The 17,697-nt window shown below is 73.4% G+C and carries 17 protein-coding genes; 13 read left to right on the forward strand and 4 right to left on the reverse strand.

Going from position 1 to position 17,697, the window contains the following annotated elements; genetic code table 11:
* The first annotated feature begins 1 nt into the window (after nucleotide 1).
* A complete protein-coding gene (locus TOK_RS03815; protein ID WP_098956380.1) occupies nucleotides 2–526 on the forward strand; it encodes a gamma carbonic anhydrase family protein in 525 nt (174 codons plus the stop codon).
* Complete coding sequence (locus TOK_RS03820; protein WP_098956381.1) at nucleotides 526–1,206, forward strand: uracil-DNA glycosylase; 681 nt, start codon at nucleotides 526–528, stop codon at nucleotides 1,204–1,206. Before TOK_RS03815 ends, TOK_RS03820 begins: the two co-directional genes overlap by 1 nt.
* Nucleotides 1,207–1,381: 175 nt before the next feature.
* On the opposite strand, the gene rpmB is transcribed toward TOK_RS03820, so the two are convergent.
* The gene (rpmB, locus tag TOK_RS03825) at nucleotides 1,382–1,573 is read right to left on the reverse strand and encodes a 50S ribosomal protein L28 (protein ID WP_098956454.1); all 192 of its coding nucleotides are present in this window, start codon (nucleotides 1,571–1,573) and stop codon (nucleotides 1,382–1,384) included.
* Nucleotides 1,574–1,720: 147 nt separating this feature from the next.
* Between rpmB and TOK_RS03830 the strand changes: the two genes are divergently transcribed.
* Complete coding sequence (locus TOK_RS03830) at nucleotides 1,721–3,376, forward strand: DAK2 domain-containing protein (RefSeq protein ID WP_253258172.1); 1,656 nt, start codon at nucleotides 1,721–1,723, stop codon at nucleotides 3,374–3,376.
* A 47-nt stretch (nucleotides 3,377–3,423) separates the two neighbouring features.
* Nucleotides 3,424–5,610, forward strand: coding sequence for an ATP-dependent DNA helicase RecG (gene recG, locus TOK_RS03835; RefSeq protein WP_172457394.1), 2,187 nt, complete (start codon nucleotides 3,424–3,426; stop codon nucleotides 5,608–5,610).
* A gap of 17 nt (nucleotides 5,611–5,627) precedes the next feature.
* Here recG and TOK_RS03840 read toward each other — a convergent pair whose 3' ends face one another.
* Nucleotides 5,628–6,329 (reverse strand): DUF2786 domain-containing protein, encoded by a 702-nt coding sequence (locus tag TOK_RS03840; RefSeq protein ID WP_098956384.1) that lies wholly within the window; start codon nucleotides 6,327–6,329, stop codon nucleotides 5,628–5,630.
* Nucleotides 6,330–6,860: 531 nt separating this feature from the next.
* On the opposite strand from TOK_RS03840, the gene TOK_RS03845 reads away from it, so the two are divergent.
* The 8 genes from TOK_RS03845 to mutM all read left to right on the forward strand — a co-directional run bounded on the left by TOK_RS03845 (nucleotide 6,861) and on the right by mutM (nucleotide 14,774).
* Nucleotides 6,861–10,238, forward strand: coding sequence for a pyruvate carboxylase (locus TOK_RS03845; RefSeq protein WP_098956385.1), 3,378 nt, complete (start codon nucleotides 6,861–6,863; stop codon nucleotides 10,236–10,238).
* 7 nt (nucleotides 10,239–10,245) lie between these two features.
* Nucleotides 10,246–10,809: a 16S rRNA (guanine(966)-N(2))-methyltransferase RsmD gene (gene rsmD, locus TOK_RS03850; RefSeq protein ID WP_098956386.1), complete on the forward strand. Its 564-nt coding sequence runs from the start codon at nucleotides 10,246–10,248 to the stop codon at nucleotides 10,807–10,809.
* Between the two features lie 22 nt (nucleotides 10,810–10,831).
* Entirely contained in the window at nucleotides 10,832–11,314 is a 483-nt protein-coding gene (gene coaD, locus TOK_RS03855) for a pantetheine-phosphate adenylyltransferase (RefSeq protein ID WP_098956387.1), read from the forward strand.
* A 135-nt stretch (nucleotides 11,315–11,449) separates the two neighbouring features.
* Complete coding sequence (locus tag TOK_RS03860) at nucleotides 11,450–12,208, forward strand: ATP synthase F0 subunit B (protein WP_172457391.1); 759 nt, start codon at nucleotides 11,450–11,452, stop codon at nucleotides 12,206–12,208.
* A gap of 79 nt (nucleotides 12,209–12,287) precedes the next feature.
* The gene (locus tag TOK_RS03865) at nucleotides 12,288–12,869 is read left to right on the forward strand and encodes a DUF177 domain-containing protein (RefSeq protein ID WP_098956389.1); all 582 of its coding nucleotides are present in this window, start codon (nucleotides 12,288–12,290) and stop codon (nucleotides 12,867–12,869) included.
* 55 nt (nucleotides 12,870–12,924) lie between these two features.
* Nucleotides 12,925–13,107 (forward strand): 50S ribosomal protein L32, encoded by a 183-nt coding sequence (gene rpmF / locus TOK_RS03870; protein WP_098956390.1) that lies wholly within the window; start codon nucleotides 12,925–12,927, stop codon nucleotides 13,105–13,107.
* 37 nt (nucleotides 13,108–13,144) lie between these two features.
* Nucleotides 13,145–13,870 carry a ribonuclease III gene (gene rnc / locus TOK_RS03875; RefSeq protein ID WP_172457392.1) on the forward strand — a complete coding sequence of 242 codons (726 nt, stop codon included), beginning with the start codon at nucleotides 13,145–13,147 and terminating at the stop codon, nucleotides 13,868–13,870.
* A 7-nt stretch (nucleotides 13,871–13,877) separates the two neighbouring features.
* Nucleotides 13,878–14,774: a bifunctional DNA-formamidopyrimidine glycosylase/DNA-(apurinic or apyrimidinic site) lyase gene (mutM, locus tag TOK_RS03880; RefSeq protein ID WP_098956392.1), complete on the forward strand. Its 897-nt coding sequence runs from the start codon at nucleotides 13,878–13,880 to the stop codon at nucleotides 14,772–14,774.
* A 3-nt stretch (nucleotides 14,775–14,777) separates the two neighbouring features.
* Here mutM and corA read toward each other — a convergent pair whose 3' ends face one another.
* Entirely contained in the window at nucleotides 14,778–15,809 is a 1,032-nt protein-coding gene (corA, locus tag TOK_RS03885) for a magnesium/cobalt transporter CorA (protein ID WP_098956393.1), read from the reverse strand.
* Nucleotides 15,810–15,929: 120 nt separating this feature from the next.
* On the opposite strand from corA, the gene TOK_RS03890 reads away from it, so the two are divergent.
* A complete protein-coding gene (locus TOK_RS03890; RefSeq protein WP_305775553.1) occupies nucleotides 15,930–16,640 on the forward strand; it encodes a response regulator in 711 nt (236 codons plus the stop codon).
* Between the two features lie 300 nt (nucleotides 16,641–16,940).
* On the opposite strand, the gene TOK_RS03895 is transcribed toward TOK_RS03890, so the two are convergent.
* On the reverse strand, nucleotides 16,941–17,684 hold the full coding sequence (locus tag TOK_RS03895) for a CAP domain-containing protein (protein ID WP_216361840.1): 744 nt from the start codon (nucleotides 17,682–17,684) through the stop codon (nucleotides 16,941–16,943).
* Nucleotides 17,685–17,697: the final 13 nt, after the last annotated feature.

The raw sequence follows: 17,697 nt of genomic DNA on the forward strand, positions 1-17,697 counted from the left end.
GGTGCCCATCTACGCGCTCGGCGACCTGGAACCCGACATCCACCCCGACGCCTACGTGCACCCCGACGCCGTCGTCATCGGTGACGTGCGCCTGGGCGCCGAGGCGACGGTCTGGCCCACGGCCGTGCTGCGCGGCGACGACGGCCACATCGTCGTCGGGGCCCGCACCAGCATCCAGGACGGCACGATCATCCACACCACGGCCCGGCAGCCGACGCTCATCGGCGACGAGGTCACCGTCGGCCACAACGTGCACATCGAGGCCGCCGACATCGGCAACCGGGCCCTGATCTCGTCGGGCTCGGTCGTCCTCAACGGTTCCGTCGTCGGCGAGGGCGCGGTCGTCGCCGCCGGCGCCGTGGTGTCACCGAACGCCGTGATCCCGCCGTGGACGATGGCCCTGGGCATCCCCGCCCGCGTCCGCGAGGGCTACGAGGTCCCCGCCGACCGCTGGGAGTACGCCGTGCACTCCTACGTCGAACGCGGCAAGCGGTTCCGCGCCGGCCTGCGTCTCCTGGAGTCCTGATGGCCGCCAAGCCGCTGCACGAGGTCGTCGAGGCAGGCTGGGCGCACGCCCTCGAACCCGTCGCGCCCGTCGTCTCCGACATGGGTGAGTTCCTGCGCGCCGAGATGGCCGCGGGCCGCCGCTACCTGCCCTCGGGCGCGAACATCCTGCGCGCCTTCACCAACCCGTTCGACGACGTGCGTGTCCTCATCGTCGGGCAGGACCCCTACCCGACGCCGGGGCACGCCGTCGGGCTCTCGTTCTCGGTGGCGCCCGAGACGCGCCCGGTGCCGCGCTCACTGGCCAACATCTTCCGCGAGTACAGCGACGACCTCGGTCACCCCACCCCGGCCACCGGCGACCTGACGCCGTGGGCCGAGCAGGGCGTACTGCTGCTCAACAGGGTCCTGACGGTCGAGCCCGGCACCCCCGGCTCGCACCGCGGCAAGGGCTGGGAGGCGGTCACGGAGCAGGCGATCCGCGCGCTCGTGGCCCGCGACGCGGAGCCGATGGTCGCGATCCTGTGGGGCCGCGACGCCCGTGATCTCGTACCACTGCTCGAGGACGTGCCCTGCATCGAGTCGGCGCACCCGAGCCCGATGTCGGCCGACCGCGGCTTCTTCGGCTCCCGTCCCTTCAGCCGCGCCAACGACCTGCTGGAGGAGATCGGCGGCGAGCCCGTCGACTGGAAGCTGCCCTGACCGCCGGCCCCTCGGCACGTGCGGCGAGCACAACCCTCGCCGAGCTCGACATCCGACTGGTTCGATCATGGTCGCGACCAGCCTGATGTCGAGCTCGGTGGAGGGTCGTCGGCCCGGCATGCGACAGGGCGGCCCCACCGGAGTGGGACCGCCCTGTCGAGATTGCGTCGAGGCGTCAGCCGCGCGCGACCTTGCCGGCCTTCAGGCACGACGTGCACACGTTCTGGCGGCGGCGGTTGCCGCCGTCGTCACGGGTGCGCACGGTCTGGATGTTCGGGTTCCAGCGGCGGTGGGTGCGGCGGTGCGAGTGCGAGACGGACATGCCGAAGCCCGGACCCTTGCCACAGACGTCGCAGACGGCAGCCACGTCGATCACTCCTGCAGTAGACGAGATGTTCTGGTCGCGGGAGCCTGCTGCACGAACGCAGCAGTACCCCGCAGGTTCCATCAGAGTACCCAGCCCGCCCGACGCACCGCACACCGCCCGGTCGCTACCCTCGCGGACGTGCCCCCGATGATCGACGCGGCCCTGCTCAGCCGGTGGACCGCGGAGTCGGCGGCCGGCCTCGAACGGCGCTGCGCGGAGATCGACGACATCAACGTCTTCCCCGTCGCCGACGGCGACACCGGAACCAACATGCTGCTGACGATGCGCGCCGCGGGCGACGAGCTGCGCCGCCGCTACCGCGAGGACGGGGGCCCGCTGGCCCCGGGCAGCCCCGGGTGCGCTGAGGCGGCGGCTGCGCTGGCCCGTGGGGCGCTGGTCGGGGCCCGCGGCAACTCGGGCGTGATCCTGTCGCAGGTGCTGCGCGGGTTCTCCGAGGCGATCGGCGAGGCCAGGGGCGCGCTCGACGCGGCCGTCCTGCGCACGGCGCTGAGCCGGGCGCACCGGCTGGCCCGCGCGGCCGTGGCGCGGCCGCGGGAGGGCACGGTGCTCAGCGTGCTGGCCGCGGCGGCGCAGGCGGCCGTCGACAGCACGGCGGAGTCGCTCACCGACGTCGCGTCGGCGTCGGCGGTGGCCGCGGCGGAGGCGTTGCGGGCCACCACGGCGCAGCTGCCGGAGCTGGCCCGCGCGGGGGTCGTCGACGCGGGTGGGTACGGGCTGCTCGTCGTCCTCGACGCGCTCGCGACAACGTTGGGCCGGCCCGCGGACGAGGCGCCGTCGCCACCTCCGCCGCCGCGCACCCGGACCGCCCGCGGCACCGAGGCCCTGACCACCGACCGGGAGAGCGGCTCGGACCGGTTCTCCTACGAGGTGATGTTCCTGCTCGACGGCACCGACGACGCCCGGGTCACGACGTTGCGCGCGGAGCTGGTCGCCGTCGGCGACTCGGTCGCGGTCGTCGGCGACGGCACCCCGGGCGGGGCAGGGCTGTGGAACGTCCACGTGCACTGCAACGACGTCGGTGCGGCAGTCGAGGCGGGGATCGAGGCGGGCCGTCCGCACCGGGTCACGGTGATGCGCTTCGCCGACCAGGTCGCCGCGTCGGGCGCCGACGGGCGGTTCACCCGCGACCGCGCGGTGCTGATGGTGGTGGCCGGGCCGGAGGTGGCGGAGCTGGCACGGGAGTCGGGCGCCGACGTCGTGGAGGCCGGGGACCCCGCCCCGGACGCCGACGACCTCGCCGCGGCACTGGCCGGGACCCGGGCCCGGCACGTCGTGATGCTGCCCGGCGACCCGGAGCTGACGGCGCACGCCGAGCGGGCGGCGTCGGCGGCGCGCCGGGTCGGGCAGGAGGTCGTCGTGATCCCGACGTCGTCGGTGCTGCAGGGGCTCTCGGCGCTCGCGGTGCACGACGCCACGCGCCGCCCGGGCGACGACGTCGTCGCGATGGCCGAGGCCGCGGCGGGGACGCGCACGGCAGGGCTGCTCGTCGCCGAGTCCGAGGCGCTGACGTGGGTGGGGCGCTGCGCACCCGGTGACGTGCTGGGCATCAGCGACGGCGAGGTCGTCCTCATCGCCCCGGACCTTTCCGTCGGGGCCCTGTGGTTGGCTCACCGCATGCTGACGGCAGGGGGTGAGCTGGTGACGGCGCTACTGGGTGCCGAGGCCGACGCCGAGCTGGGCGCACACCTGGCCGACGACCTGCGCCGCACCCACCCGGAGGTCGACGTGCTGGTGTACCGGGGCGGCCAGGCCGACTATCCGCTGGTCCTGGGGGTGGAATGACCCTGCGGATCGCGGAGGCCGGGAGCGGGCCCGAGGGCGGGGTCGACATGGACACCCCGCTGGACGGGCCGCTGGGCAGGAAGGCGGCCGAGGCGCTGGCCGCGCGGCTCGACCTGCACACGGTGGGCGACCTGGTGCGGCACTACCCGCGCCGCTACGTCGACCGCGGCACGCTGTCGGACATCTCCGGCCTGGAGCTGGGCGAGCACGTCACCGTGGTCGCGAAGGTCGAGAAGGCGACGCTGCGGGAGATGCGGAGCCGCCGCGGCAAGCTGCTCAACGTCGTGATCCGCGACGACAAGGGCGGCCGGCTCTCGTGCACGTTCTTCAACGGCTACAAGGTCTCCCACGTGCTCACGCCCGGGGTGCGGGCGCTGTTCTCCGGCAAGGTCGGAGTGTTCCAGAGCCAGCTGCAGCTCACCCACCCCGAGTTCGAGCCGCTGGAGGAGGGCGAGGACATCCGGCCGTTCGTGTCGGTGTACCCGGCGGTCGACAAGCTCAACTCCTGGGACATCGCCCGCTGCGTGCGCCAGGTCCTCGACCTGCTCGACGACCCGACCGACCCGCTGCCCGAGGAGATCCGCCGCGCCGAGAAGCTGCCCGAGCTGGGCCGGGCGCTGCGCCGCATCCACCTCCCGGAGTCCGACGCCGACCATCACGCGGCCCGTGCCCGGCTGGTGTGGGACGAGGCGCTGGGCGTGCAGCTCGCGCTGGCGGTGCGGCGGCTGCACTCGCGGGAGCGGCCCGCGGCGGCGAGTCCGCCCCGGCCCGGCGGCATCCTCGACGCGTTCGACGCGCGGCTGCCGTTCACCCTGACCGACGGGCAGCGCGCCGTCGGCACCGAGATCGCGGCCGACCTCGCGCGCGAGGCCCCGATGAACCGGCTCGTGCAGGGCGACGTCGGCGCGGGCAAGACGATCGTGGCGCTGCGGGCGATGCTCCAGGTGGTCGACGGCGGCCGGCAGGCCGCGCTCCTTGCGCCCACCGAGGTCCTGGCCGCGCAGCACGCCCGGTCGCTGCGCGGCATGCTCGGGCCGCTGGGTCGTGCCGGCGAGCTCGACGGCGCGGACGGCGCCACCCGGGTCACCCTGCTCACCGGTTCGCTGGGCACGGCGGCTCGCCGGCAGGCGATGCTCGACGTGCAGTCGGGGGCGGCGGGGATCGTCGTCGGGACGCACGCGCTGATCCAGGACAAGGTGGGTTTCGCCGACCTGGGCCTCGTGGTGGTCGACGAGCAGCACCGCTTCGGTGTCGAGCAGCGGGACGCGTTGCGCGGCCGCGGCGAGCGCACCCCGCACATGCTGGTGATGACGGCGACGCCGATCCCGCGGACGGTGGCGATGACCGTCTACGGCGACCTGGAGGTCTCGGCGCTCACCGAGCTGCCCCAGGGGCGCTCACCGATCAGCACGACCGTCGTCCCGGCGGGGGAGAAGCCGTCGTGGCTGGAGCGGGTGTGGCAACGCATCCGCGAGGAGGTCGCACAGGGCCACCAGTGCTACGTCGTCTGCCCGCGGGTCGGCGGCGACACCGGTAAGGGCAGCGGTATCGAGGACGCCGACCTCGTCGACCTCGACGACCCCGACATCGGGGCCGACTCCGACGACGGCGCCCGCCGGCCCCCGCTCGCTGTGCTCGAGGTCGCCCCCCGGCTGGCCGAGGGCCCGCTCGCGGGACTGCGCCTGGGCATCCTGCACGGCAAGCTCCCCGCCGAGGAGAAGGACGCCACGATGCGGTCCTTCGAGGCAGGCGAGCTCGACGTCCTGGTGGCGACGACGGTGATCGAGGTCGGGGTCGACGTCCCCAACTCCACCGGGATGATCATCCTCGACGCCGACCGGTTCGGGCTGTCGCAGCTGCACCAGCTGCGCGGCCGGGTCGGACGTGGGCAGGCGCCCGGGGTGTGCCTGCTGGTCACCGACATGCCGGCCGGGACGACCGCGCGGGACAGGCTCGACGCGATCGCCTCGACCACCGACGGGTTCGAGCTCGCCCGGCTCGACCTGGAGCTGCGCCGCGAGGGCGACGTGCTGGGCTCGGTGCAGTCGGGCAAGCGGTCGACGCTGAAGCTGCTGTCGCTGCTGCGCCACGAGAAGGTCATCGAACGGGCCCGCGCCTACGCGAGCGACATCGTCGCCCGCGACCCGGAGCTGGCGGGGCATCCGGGGCTGCGCACACTGGCCCGCCAGGTCGTCGGCGACGACGAGCAGGCCGAGTACCTGTCGAAGGTCTGAGACCGGGGGTCGCCGGGTCAGGCGGGCAGCTGGCCGCGGGCCTCGGACTCCAGGGCGGCCACGGCCGTCCTCGGGAGGTGGATGACGCCCGCGCGGTCCAGCCTGCCCAGCTCCGAGCGGGCCTTGGCGTAGGCGGCGAGGCGCTCGGCCTCGTTGTCGGAGTCGCGTGCCGTCGTCAGCAGCTTGACGATGCGCTCGACGGTGCTGCGCTCCTCCGGCGACAGGTTCGACAGCCGGATGCGCTCGGCGGCGTCGATGGCCGCGCGCCACGCCCGGTCGGCGCGCTCGACGGCCGTGACGAACTGGGCGGCGTGCGAGTCGGGCGGGCGGGTGTCGGTCTCCAGGGCCTGCGCCTCGGCGAACGCGTCGACGAACCGGGCGGTGCTGGGCACGCCGACGTCGCACAGCGCGGGCAGCCGCAGCACGGCCATCGGGTCGCACTCGAATGCCGCGTAGTGCTCGCGGAGCGCGTCGAACCGGGACTTCGCGGCCTGCCACGGCGGCGGCTCGGGGCGGCGCGGGGGCGGCGCGTACGCGCGTGGCGGGTGTGGGACGGCCCGGGTGCCGTGGCCGACGAGGGCGTGCCGGCGGTTGCGGTGGCCGGCCGCGATGACGCTGACGAGGATGAGCGCGGGGAAGATCATCCCGCCGCTCACCCAGCCCATCAGCAGCAGCGGCGGCGCGGCCATGATCAGCAGGAACGGCACCATGAGCAGCACGGGCGAGACCCGCGGACCGTGTCCGTGGCGCGGGTGTCCGGGGCCCTGCAGCGGGCCGGCACCGTGCCCGCCGCGGCGCCGGTCGTGGAGGGGGTCGCCGCTGCCGCCGGGACCGCGGCGCCGTCGTCCCGGTGGCGGGACGGACCTGGCCGCCCACCCTGCCCGCGCGCGAGACCGTCCCATGACTCCTTGGTACCCGAACCGGAGCCGTTCGCGCATCGTCGTGCGGGGGAATCCACGCCCGATCGGCTGCTCCGAGCGGGTATCGCGGCAGATCGCGGCGTTCGCCCGGTCGGCCGCACCCCTCAGCGGCCTCTCAGCCTCCTGCCGCTCCCGAGGGACCCGGGCAGGACCCCGGCTCGCACGCACCGCGACGGTGGGCGGAGTCGCGTCGCGGTGCGCGCGCGTTGCGGTCGCGTCAGGTGTCCCTGCGGCCCCGACCGGCGGCGGAGGGGTCGTGAGACGATCTCGTCCGCATCCGGGAGCCACCGCACCCGGACGTGTCGTGGTCCCCCCACCCCAGGGAGTCTGATGTTCGGCAAGGTGTTGGTCGCCAACCGTGGCGAGATCGCGATCCGCGCGTTCCGCGCCGCGTACGAGCTCGGTGTCACCACCGTCGCCGTGTACCCGTACGAGGATCGCAACTCGCTGCACCGGGCCAAGGCCGACGAGTCCTACGAGATCGGCGAGCGCGGGCACCCCGTGCGGGCGTACCTGTCGGTCGACGAGATCGTCGCGGCAGCGCAGCGTGCGGGCGCCGACGCCATCTACCCCGGCTACGGCTTCCTCTCCGAGAACCCGGACCTGGCCGAGGCGTGCGAGGCGGCGGGCATCACGTTCGTCGGCCCGCCGGCCGACGTCCTGCACCTCACCGGCAACAAGGCCCGCGCGGTCGCCGCCGCCCGGGAGGCGGGCGTCGCGGTGCTGCAGTCGAGCGAGCCGGGCACCGACGTCGACGCGCTCGTCGCGGCGGCCGACGAGATCGGCTTCCCGATCTTCGTGAAGGCCGTCGCGGGAGGTGGCGGCCGCGGCATGCGCCGGGTCGCCGAGCCGGGCGACCTGCGGGACTCGATCGAGGCCGCGATGCGCGAGGCCGAGTCGGCCTTCGGCGACGCGACAGTGTTCCTGGAGCAGGCCGTCGTCAACCCGCGCCACATCGAGGTCCAGATCCTCGCCGACGCCGACGGCAACGTCGTGCACCTCTACGAGCGGGACTGCTCGGTGCAGCGCCGCCACCAGAAGGTCATCGAGATCGCCCCGGCGCCGAACCTGGACCCGGAGCTGCGCGACCGCATCTGTGCCGACGCCGTGGCGTTCGCCCGCCACATCGGCTACGTCAACGCGGGCACCGTGGAGTTCCTGCTCGACGAGCGCGGCAAGCACGTGTTCATCGAGATGAACCCCCGCATCCAGGTCGAGCACACCGTCACCGAGCAGGTCACCGACCGCGACCTGGTGATCGCCCAGCTGCGGATCGCGGCGGGGTCGACACTGCCGTCGCTGCGGCTCACCCAGGACCAGGTGCAGCTCACCGGAGCAGCGCTGCAGTGCCGCGTCACCACCGAGGACCCCGCGAACGGGTTCCGTCCCGACACCGGCACGATCAGCGCCTACCGCTCCCCGGGCGGCCCGGGCGTGCGCCTCGACGGCGGCACGACCCACACCGGGGCCGAGGTCAGTGCCCACTTCGACTCGATGCTGGTCAAGCTCACCTGCCACGGGCACGACTTCGGCAACGCGGTGCGCCGCGCGCGCCGGGCGATCGCGGAGTTCCGGATCCGCGGGGTGTCGTCGAACCTGCCGTTCCTGGCCGCGGTGCTCAACGACCCCGACTTCCAGGCGGGCCGGGTCACCACGAGCTTCATCGAGGACCGCCCGCACCTGCTCAACGCCCGCCCGTCGGCCGACCGCGGCACGCGGCTGCTGAACTACCTGGCCGACGTCACCGTCAACAAGCCGAACGGGCCGCGCCCCAAGGTGGTCGAGCCTGCCGAGAAGCTGCCGCGGGTCGACCTCAAGGCCCCGGCCCCCGACGGCTCGCGCCAGCTGCTGCGCGACCTCGGCCCGGAGGGCTTCGCCGTCCGGCTCCGCGAGCAGACCGCGGTCGCGGTGACCGACACCACGTTCCGTGACGCGCACCAGTCCCTGCTGGCCACCCGGGTGCGCACCCGCGACCTGCTGGCCGTCGCCCCGTACGTGGCGCGCACCGCGCCGCAGCTGCTGTCGCTGGAGTGCTGGGGCGGCGCCACCTACGACGTCGCACTGCGGTTCCTCGCCGAGGACCCGTGGGAGCGCCTCGCCGCGCTGCGCGAGGCCGTGCCGAACCTGTGCACCCAGATGCTGCTGCGCGGGCGCAACACCGTCGGCTACACGCCGTACCCGACGGAGGTCACCGACGCGTTCGTCGCGGAGGCCGCCGAGACCGGGATGGACATCTTCCGGATCTTCGACGCGCTCAACGACGTCGAGCAGATGCGCCCGGCGATCCGGGCGGTCCGCGAGACCGGGACGGCCGTCGCGGAGGTGGCCCTCTGCTACACCGCCGACCTGTCCGACCCGGGGGAGACGCTCTACACCCTCGACTACTACCTGCGTCTGGCCGAGCAGATCGTCGACGCCGGAGCGCACGTCCTGGCGATCAAGGACATGGCGGGTCTGCTCCGCCCGCCGGCGGCGAAGACGCTGGTCACGGCGCTGCGTGAGCGGTTCGACCTGCCGGTGCACCTGCACACCCACGACACCGCGGGCGGCCAGCTCGCCACCCTGGTCGCGGCCATCGACGCCGGTGTCGACGCGGTCGACGCGGCGGTCGCCTCCATGGCGGGGACGACGAGCCAGCCGTCGCTGTCCGCGCTGGTCGCGGCCACGGACCACACCGGCCGGGCGACCGGCCTGTCCCTGCAGGCCGTGGGCGACCTGGAGCCGTACTGGGAGGCGGTCCGCAAGGTGTATGCGCCCTTCGAGTCGGGCCTCGCATCCCCGACCGGGCGCGTCTACCACCACGAGATCCCCGGCGGCCAGCTGTCGAACCTGCGTCAGCAGGCCATCGCGCTCGGCCTCGGCGACCGCTTCGAGCTGATCGAGGACTGCTACGCCGCCGCCGACCGGATGCTCGGCCGGCTGGTCAAGGTGACGCCGTCGTCGAAGGTCGTCGGTGACCTGGCACTGCACCTGGTCGGCGCGGGCGTCGACCCGGCCGACTTCGAGTCCGACCCCGCCAAGTTCGACGTGCCCGACTCGGTGATCGGCTTCCTGCGCGGCGAGCTGGGCGACCCGCCCGGCGGCTGGCCCGAGCCGTTCCGCACCCGCGCGCTGGAGGGCCGCAAGCCCGAGCACGAGCCCGCCGACCTGTCGATCGACGAGCGTCGCGGCCTGCGCGACGACCGCCGCACGACGCTCAACCGGCTCCTGTTCCCCGGCCCGACGCGGGAGTTCGAGACCCACCGCGAGGACCACGGCGACACCAGCGTCCTGTCGACCAAGGACTTCTTCTACGGCCTCGAGCCGGAGGTGGAGCACATCGCCAAGCTGGAGCGCGGCGTCGACCTCATCATCGAGCTGGAGGCCATCTCCGAGCCCGACGAGCGCGGCATCCGCAGCGTCCTCACCACCCTCAACGGCCAGCTCCGGCCGGTGTCGGTGCGCGACCGCTCGGTGGCCACCGACGTCAAGGCCGCCGAGAAGGCCGAGCGCGGCAACGACAGCCACGTCGCCGCCCCGTTCGCGGGCGTGGTGACGCTGCAGGTCGGCGACGGCGACAAGGTCGACGCCGGGCAGACCGTCGCGACGATCGAGGCCATGAAGATGGAGGCCTCGATCACCGCGCAGAAGGCGGGCACGGTCGGCCGGCTCGCGATCGGCAAGGTCCAGCAGGTCGAGGGCGGCGACCTGCTGATCGAGCTGTCCTGACGACGACGTGACCCGGATCATCGCCGGCCGTGCGGGGGGACGGCGCCTGACCGTGCCCCCGCGCGGCACCCGGCCCACGTCGGACCGGGTGCGCGAGGCCCTGTTCAGCGCGCTCGACGCCGACCCGGGTCTCGACGGCGCCCGCGTGCTCGACCTCTGCGCGGGGTCAGGCGCACTGGGACTGGAGGCGCTCTCGCGCGGTGCGGCGCACGCCGTGTTCGTCGAGTCCGACCGGAAGGCCGCGAACATCTTGCGGCGCAACGTGTCCGAGATCGGTCTCGGCGGCGAGGTCGTCGCCACCACGGTGGCGACGGCACTGGCCGGCGCCCCCCGCGGGCGGTTCGACGTCGTGCTCGCCGACCCGCCCTACACCGTGCCGGACGACGAGATCGCGGGCTGGCTCACGATGGCGGCCCGGGGCGGCTGGCTCGCCGAGGAGACCGTCGTCGTCGTCGAACGCGCCGCCCGCTCGGGTGCTTTCGGCTGGCCGGAGGGCTTCGACGGGCTGCGTGAGAGGCGTTACGGGGACACGGTGCTCCACCTCGGGGTCCGGTACGGTCCGGCCTCGTGAGCTCCCCGACGCTGGTCGTGCGATGAGGCGCGCCGTCTGCCCCGGTTCGTTCGACCCGGTCACCCTGGGCCATCTCGACATCGTGGCGCGGGCCTCGGGCCTGTTCGACGAGGTCGTGGTCGCGGTGCTGGTCAACAAACGCAAAGAGGGCCTGTTCACCGTGGACGAGCGCATGGAGATGCTGCGCGAGACGACGGCCGACCTGCCCAACATCCGGGTCGACTCGTTCCACGGGCTGCTCGTCGACTACTGCACGACCCACGACGTCCGCGCGATCGTCAAGGGCCTGCGCGCCGTCACGGACTTCGACTACGAGCTGCAGATGGCGCAGATGAACCAGCGCCTCTCCGGCATCGACACCCTCTTCATGTCGACGACGCCGGAGTTCAGCTTCCTGTCCAGCTCGCTGGTCAAGGAGGTCGCGACCTACGGCGGCGACGTGTCGCACCTGCTGCCGCCGACCGTGCACCAGCAGCTGCTCGACAGGCTCGCCGAGCGCGCCTGACGCACTCGGGACGACCGCGCCGCGACTTGTACCCGATCGCGTTGGCGCGCAACCACACATCACCCGGTCGGAACTTGACACGCGGGGCAGCGGCAATCCGGCGTCCGGCGGCGTCGTGATGCGAGGATGCGGGGCGTGTACCGGGTCTTCGAGTCGCTCGACGCGTTGGTGACGGTCGTGGAGGAAGCGCGCAGCCTCCCCATGACCGCAAACTGCGTGGTGCCGCGTGGTGACGTCCTCGAACTTCTCGACGATGTCCGGGAGGCGATCCCCGGCGAGCTCGACGACGCCCAGGACGTCCTCGACCGTCGCGACGAGATCGTCGCGACGGCTCAGCAGGAGGCCGACGAGACACGCGCCACGGCCACCGACGAGGCCGAGCGAATGCTCCTCGAAGCCCGTGAGGAGGCCGAACGGCTCGTGGCGGCCGCCCGCGAGGAGGCGGAGCAGACCGTCGCGCAGGCGCGCCACGAGGCCGAGCGCACCGTGTCGGAGGGGCGGCGCATCCATGCCGAGACGACCGACCGGGCCCGGTCCGAGGCCGAGCGGCTCGCCGAGGCCGGCCGCGCCGCCCACGACCGCTACATCGCCGACGGCCAGGCCGAGCAGGCCCGCCTCGTCTCGCAGTCCGACGTCGTGCAGGCCTCCAGGGCGGAGGCGGCGCGGATCGTCGACGCCGCCGACGGCGAGGCCGACCGGCTGCGCCGCGAGTGCGACGGCTACGTCGACGCCAAGCTTGCCGAGTTCGAGGACAGCCTGACCAAGGCGCTGCGCACCGTCAGCCGAGGGCGCAGCCAGATCTGGCGGCAGGGCTCGCCCAACGGCACCCCGGCGCCGTCGCTGGGGCGCAACGGCTCCGGCATGAGCGGCACCGGGATGGACCTGATCGACTGACCCGCGCGGACGCCGCGCGGGGGGTCATGGGGCCGGGCGTCGGCCCGCCGTGGACGAGCGGACTATCCTGGTCCCGGTCATGAAGAACATCGACGCCAGGCCCGCCAAGCACGACCCGCAGAGCCCTTGGGCCTTCAGCACCCGCGAGCTCCGCCGCCGTGCCGGCACCATGCGCACCGTCTCCCGCGAGATCCCCGCGCCCGGAACGTCCGACGGCGTCATCGGGATCGAGGGCGTCTTCGCCGTCCCGGAGGGGGCCCCCGTGGTCCTCGAGCTGTCGCTGGAAGCGGTCAGCGAGGGCGTCTACGTCTCCGGCACCGCGTCCGTCGAGCTGGTCGGGGAGTGCTCGCGCTGCCTCGACGAGCTGACCGACGAGCGGACCGTGCGCATCGGGGAGCTGTTCGCCTACCCGGACAGCATCACCGAGGAGACCACCGACGCGGACGAGATCCCGCGGCTCGTCGACGACTTCGTCGACGTCGAGCAGGCCGTCCGTGACGCCGTGGTCCTGGAGCTCCCGATGGCGCCGCTGTGCCGCGAGGACTGCCCCGGACTGTGCGTGGAGTGCGGTGGCCGGAAGGCGGATCTCGGCCCGGATCACGGGCATGAGACACTGGACCCTCGTTGGTCGGCGCTGCGCGAGCGGAGTTCGTCGGACTGACTGCTCAGGCACGCCTGACGCACCCCCTGTAGCACCATCATTGAGGAGATCTGCCGTGGCCGTACCCAAGCGCCGGATGTCGCGGTCCAACACGCGCTCTCGCCGGGCGCAGTGGAAGGCCACCGCGCCGACCCTCGTCGCCTGCTCCAACCGTGCCTGCAAGGAGCTCAAGCCGCCGCACCTGGCGTGCCCGACCTGCGGGACCTACGACGGCCGCCAGGTCGTCTCCCCGGCCTGATCTCACCGCATTGGCGGGCAAGGGAGTACAGGGGGCCGTGGAGGACCACGGCCCCCTGCTTCGTGCGCTCGGCGTCGACCTCGACGCCGAGCTGCTGACGCTCGCCCTCACCCATCGGTCGTACGCCTACGAGAACGGCGGGCTGCCCACCAACGAGCGCCTGGAGTTCCTGGGCGACTCGGTGCTGAGCATCGTCGTCACCGAACGGCTCTACCTCGACCACCCCGACCTCCCCGAGGGCCAGCTCGCGAAGCTGCGGGCCAGCGTCGTCAACATGAACGCGCTCGCCGGGGTCGCCGCGGGCCTGGTGCCCGACGGGCTGGGCGCGCACCTGTTCCTCGGCCGCGGTGAGGAGCTCACCGGCGGCCGCGCGAAGGCGAGCATCCTCGCCGACGCCACCGAGGCGCTGATCGGCGCCGTCTACCTGCAGCACGGCCTCGAGACGTCGCGCGACGTCATCCACCGGCTCTTCGACGAGCTGCTGCGCAACGCGCCCCTGCTGGGTGCGGGGCTCGACTGGAAGACGTCGTTGCAGGAGCTCACCGCCGCCGCCGACCTGGGCGTCCCCGAGTACCGCATCACCGAGGACGGGCCCGACCACCTCAAGACGTTCACGGCCACGGCCGTCGTCGGCGGGCGGGAGCTCGGAACCGGCGACGGACGCACGAAGAAGGAAGCCGAGCAGAAGGCCGCGGCACTCGCGTGGCGGGCGCTGTCGGCCGAGGACGCCGCCGCCGACGGGTCCGTCGGCTCGGTCGTCTGACCCGCGCGTGCCCGAGCTCCCCGAGGTCGAGGTCGTCCGCCGCGGTCTCGCCGACCACGTCGCGGGCCGCCGCATCGCCGCCGTCACCGTCGCGCACCCACGCTCGATCCGGCGCCACGCGGCCGGCGCCGCCGACTTCACCGGCCGCCTCGCGGGACGGGTGATCGGCGCCGCGCGCCGGCGCGGCAAGTACCTGTGGCTGGAACTGGCCGACTCCGCCGCTGCCGAGGCCACCCAGGGCGACGACGCCGTCCTCGCCCACCTCGGGATGAGCGGGCAGATGCTCGTCGCCGACCACGAGCAGCCCGACGAGAAGCACCTGCGGGTCCGCATCACGTTCGACGACGACGGCCCCGAGCTGCGGTTCGTCGACCAGCGGACCTTCGGCGGGCTGTCGGCGCACCCGCTCGCCCCGGCCGTGGGCGGCGGGCTGCTGCCGGAGCCGGTCGCGCACATCGCCCGCGACCCGATGGACCCGGCGTTCTCCCTCGACGACGCCGTCGCCGGCATCCGGCGCCGCCGCACCGGCCTGAAGCGGGCCCTGCTCGACCAGACCGTCGTCTCCGGGATCGGCAACATCTACGCCGACGAGGCACTGTGGCGGGCGAAGCTGCACTGGGCGCGCCCGACGGAGAACCTCACCCGCGCGCAGGGCCGCGCCGTCCTCACCGCCGCGGCCGGCGTGATGGACGAGGCGCTCGCACAGGGCGGGACCTCGTTCGACGCGCTGTACGTCAACGTCAACGGGGCGTCGGGCTACTTCGACCGGTCGCTCAACGCCTACGGTCGGGCCGACCGGCCCTGCCCGCGCTGCGGCACCCCCATCCGGCGCGACCCGTTCATGAACCGCTCGTCGTTCTCGTGCCCGCGCTGCCAGCCCCGCCCGCGCACCGCACACCCCTAGGCGTCACAACCACCCGCGCCGTTTGAAGATCAGGTACAGGACCAGCCCGAGCAGCAGCATCAGGCCGATCGCCATCGGGTAGCCGAGGAACCAGTCCAGCTCGGGCATGTGCGTGAAGTTCATGCCGTAGATGCCCGCCACGAGCGTCGGCGCGAACAGGATCGCCGCCCACGACGACACCCGTTTCATCTGCTCGTTCTGCACGAACCCGGCCTCGGTCAGCCGGGTCATCTCGTCGTTCTGCCGCTGCGCCACGAGCGTCGAGTTCACCGTGAGGATGTTGGCCAGCAGCTGGCGGAACCCGTCGGTGCGGTCCAGGACCCGCAGCGCGTGGTCCGCCACGTCGCGCAGGGCCCGGCGCAGCTCCGGGTCGGTGTCGGAGCCCGTCTTGGAGAACCGGAACCGCAGCTCGCCGAACAGCTCCCGCAGCGGCTCCACGGCGCGCTGGAACGCGATCACCTCGCGGGTGAGCTGGTAGATGCGCCGCGACGCCTTCGGGTCGCCGTCGAAGACCTGCACCTCGATCTGGTCGATGTCGTCCTGCAGCCCGTCGAGGACCGGGCCGTAGTCGTCGACGACCTTGTCCAGCACCGCGTACAGCACCGCGAACGGGCCGTGCGCCAGCATCTCCGGGTCGTCCTCCAGACGCCGCCGGACGCCGGCGAGGTCGGGCTCGTCGGCGTGGCGGACCGTCACGACGAAGTCCTTGCCCAGGAACAGGTGGATCTCGCCGAGCTCGACGACCTCGACCGGGTCGACGTAGCGCGCGGGCCGCAGTACCACGAACACCGTGTCGTCGTAGTGCTCGAGCTTGGGCCGCTGGTGTGCGTGAACCGTGTCCTCGACGGCGAGGTCGTGCAGCCCGAACTCCTTCGCGACCGACGAGATCTCGTCCTCGGTGGGGCGCAGCAGCCCGATCCAGCCGAAGCTGCGCCCGTCCGGGCAGCGGCGGAGCTCGGCGTAGGTCTGGTCGAGCGACGTGGGCTCGACCCCGCGCTTCCCGTCCACATACACGGCGTTGTCGACGACCGTCACGGCCCTCACCCCCTCAGGTCCCGGGGCGAGCCTATCCGCGCCCCCGACGCGCTGCCGGTCACCCGGCCTCCGCCGCCCCCTGACGCATTCCCGGTCGTCGATGTCCGGTACCCCGGCGTCGTGGCGCAGAATGCCGGGGTGGGGCCAGGGGTGCGCGTGCTCGTCGTCGACGACGACCCACAGATCCTGCGTGCCCTGCGGATCAACCTCGCCGCCCACGGCTACGACGTCACCCTCGCCGACTCCGGCGCCGCGGCGCTCCGGGCCGCCGCCGACGGGCGCCCCGACGTCGTCGTCCTCGACCTGGGGCTGCCCGACCTCGACGGCACCGAGGTCGTCGAGGGGCTGCGGGGGTGGAGCAGCGTGCCGATCGTCGTCCTCTCGGCGCGCACCGACTCGACCGACAAGGTCCGCGCCCTCGACGCCGGCGCCGACGACTACGTCACCAAACCCTTCGGGATGGCCGAGCTGCTCGCGCGCCTGCGGGCCGCCGTCCGCCGGGCCGCGGTGTCGGTGGCGGCCGACGGCGGGGCCGTCGTCGACACAGGCGGGTTCCGGGTCGACCTCGCCGCCAAGCAGGTGGAGCGCGACGGGCGGCCCGTGCACCTGACGCCGACGGAGTGGGGCATCCTCGAGATGCTCGCCCGCCACCCCGGCCGGCTCGTCGCGCAGCGCGACATCCTCCGCGAGGTCTGGGGCCCCGGCTACGCGACGGAGACCAACTACCTGCGCGTCTACCTGGCCCAGCTGCGCCGCAAGCTGGAGCCCGACCCGGGCCGCCCGCGGTACCTCCTGACGGAACCGGGCATGGGCTACCGCCTCCAGCCCTGAACCCACAGCTGCGCGGAGTTCGAGTTGCTCCTATGTCAAAGCAGCGGCGGGCTCGGTGATCGTGGTGGCTCGGTCGTGGCGGAGTTGGGTGAACCGCCGCCGGCTGCGCTCCCAGCCATGCGGTCCAGATCGCCACAGGTCAGGAACCTGACCACCGCAACAGCGGCGACACCACCCTGACACTGACACTGACACTGACACTGACACAGGACTGGCTCCGCGCATGACCGGAGCAGCCAGGTTCCGAACTCGGCGAGGGTCAGCGGGGTCCCCTCGGCGAGGGTCAGCGGGGTCCCGCGGTCAGCGGCCGAAGTCCTGGGTCCAGTAGTCGCCGTTTGCGACGTAGCCGACGCCGATCGTCGTCAGCGAGCAGTCCAGGATGTTGCGGCGGTGGCCGGGAGAGTTCATCCAGTCGTTCATGACCTCCTGTGCCGTCGGCTGGCCCTGGGCGATGTTCTCCGCCCCGGGCGAGGAGTAGCCCTCGGCACGGATCCGCTGGTCGAACGTGCGGCCGTCCTGGCTGTCGTGCTCGAAGTAGTTGTTGGCCGCCATGTCGGCGCTGTGCTTCTGCGCCGCCGCCGTCAGGCGGGAGTCGACCTTGAGCGCGCCGCAGCCGTTGGCGGCACGTTGCTGGTTGGTGATGGTCACGACCTGGGCTGCGGGTCCGCCGGAGACGGGGGGAGCGTCGGCGGAGGGGATGCGGGGAGCGGTCGTGGTCTTCGGGGGAGCGGGCTTGCTGGTGGATCGGGGAGCGACGGTCACCGGGGAGCTGCCCGGCGGAGCGTCGGTCCGTGGACCGAGAGCCGGTGGGCTCCCGGTCGCCGTCACGGCCGGTGGGGAGAGGCCCGGCAGCGACGACTGCAACGTGTCCGTCGTCGGTGGGGTGTACGCGGGGAGCGGGGCGTCGTCGGACATGCCGAGCACCGAGGCGAGCCCTGCGGGCAACGCTGTGGCGCCGACAAGCGTCCCGAGACCTGCGAGCAACGCACCGACGGTCAGGGCGATCAGCAGCGGACCGCCGCGCCTTCCCGCCAGTCGAGTCACGACCGGGTAACGT

This window comes from Pseudonocardia sp. N23, from assembly GCF_002583555.1.
In the GTDB taxonomy this organism is placed as follows: Bacteria; Actinomycetota; Actinomycetes; order Mycobacteriales; family Pseudonocardiaceae; genus Pseudonocardia.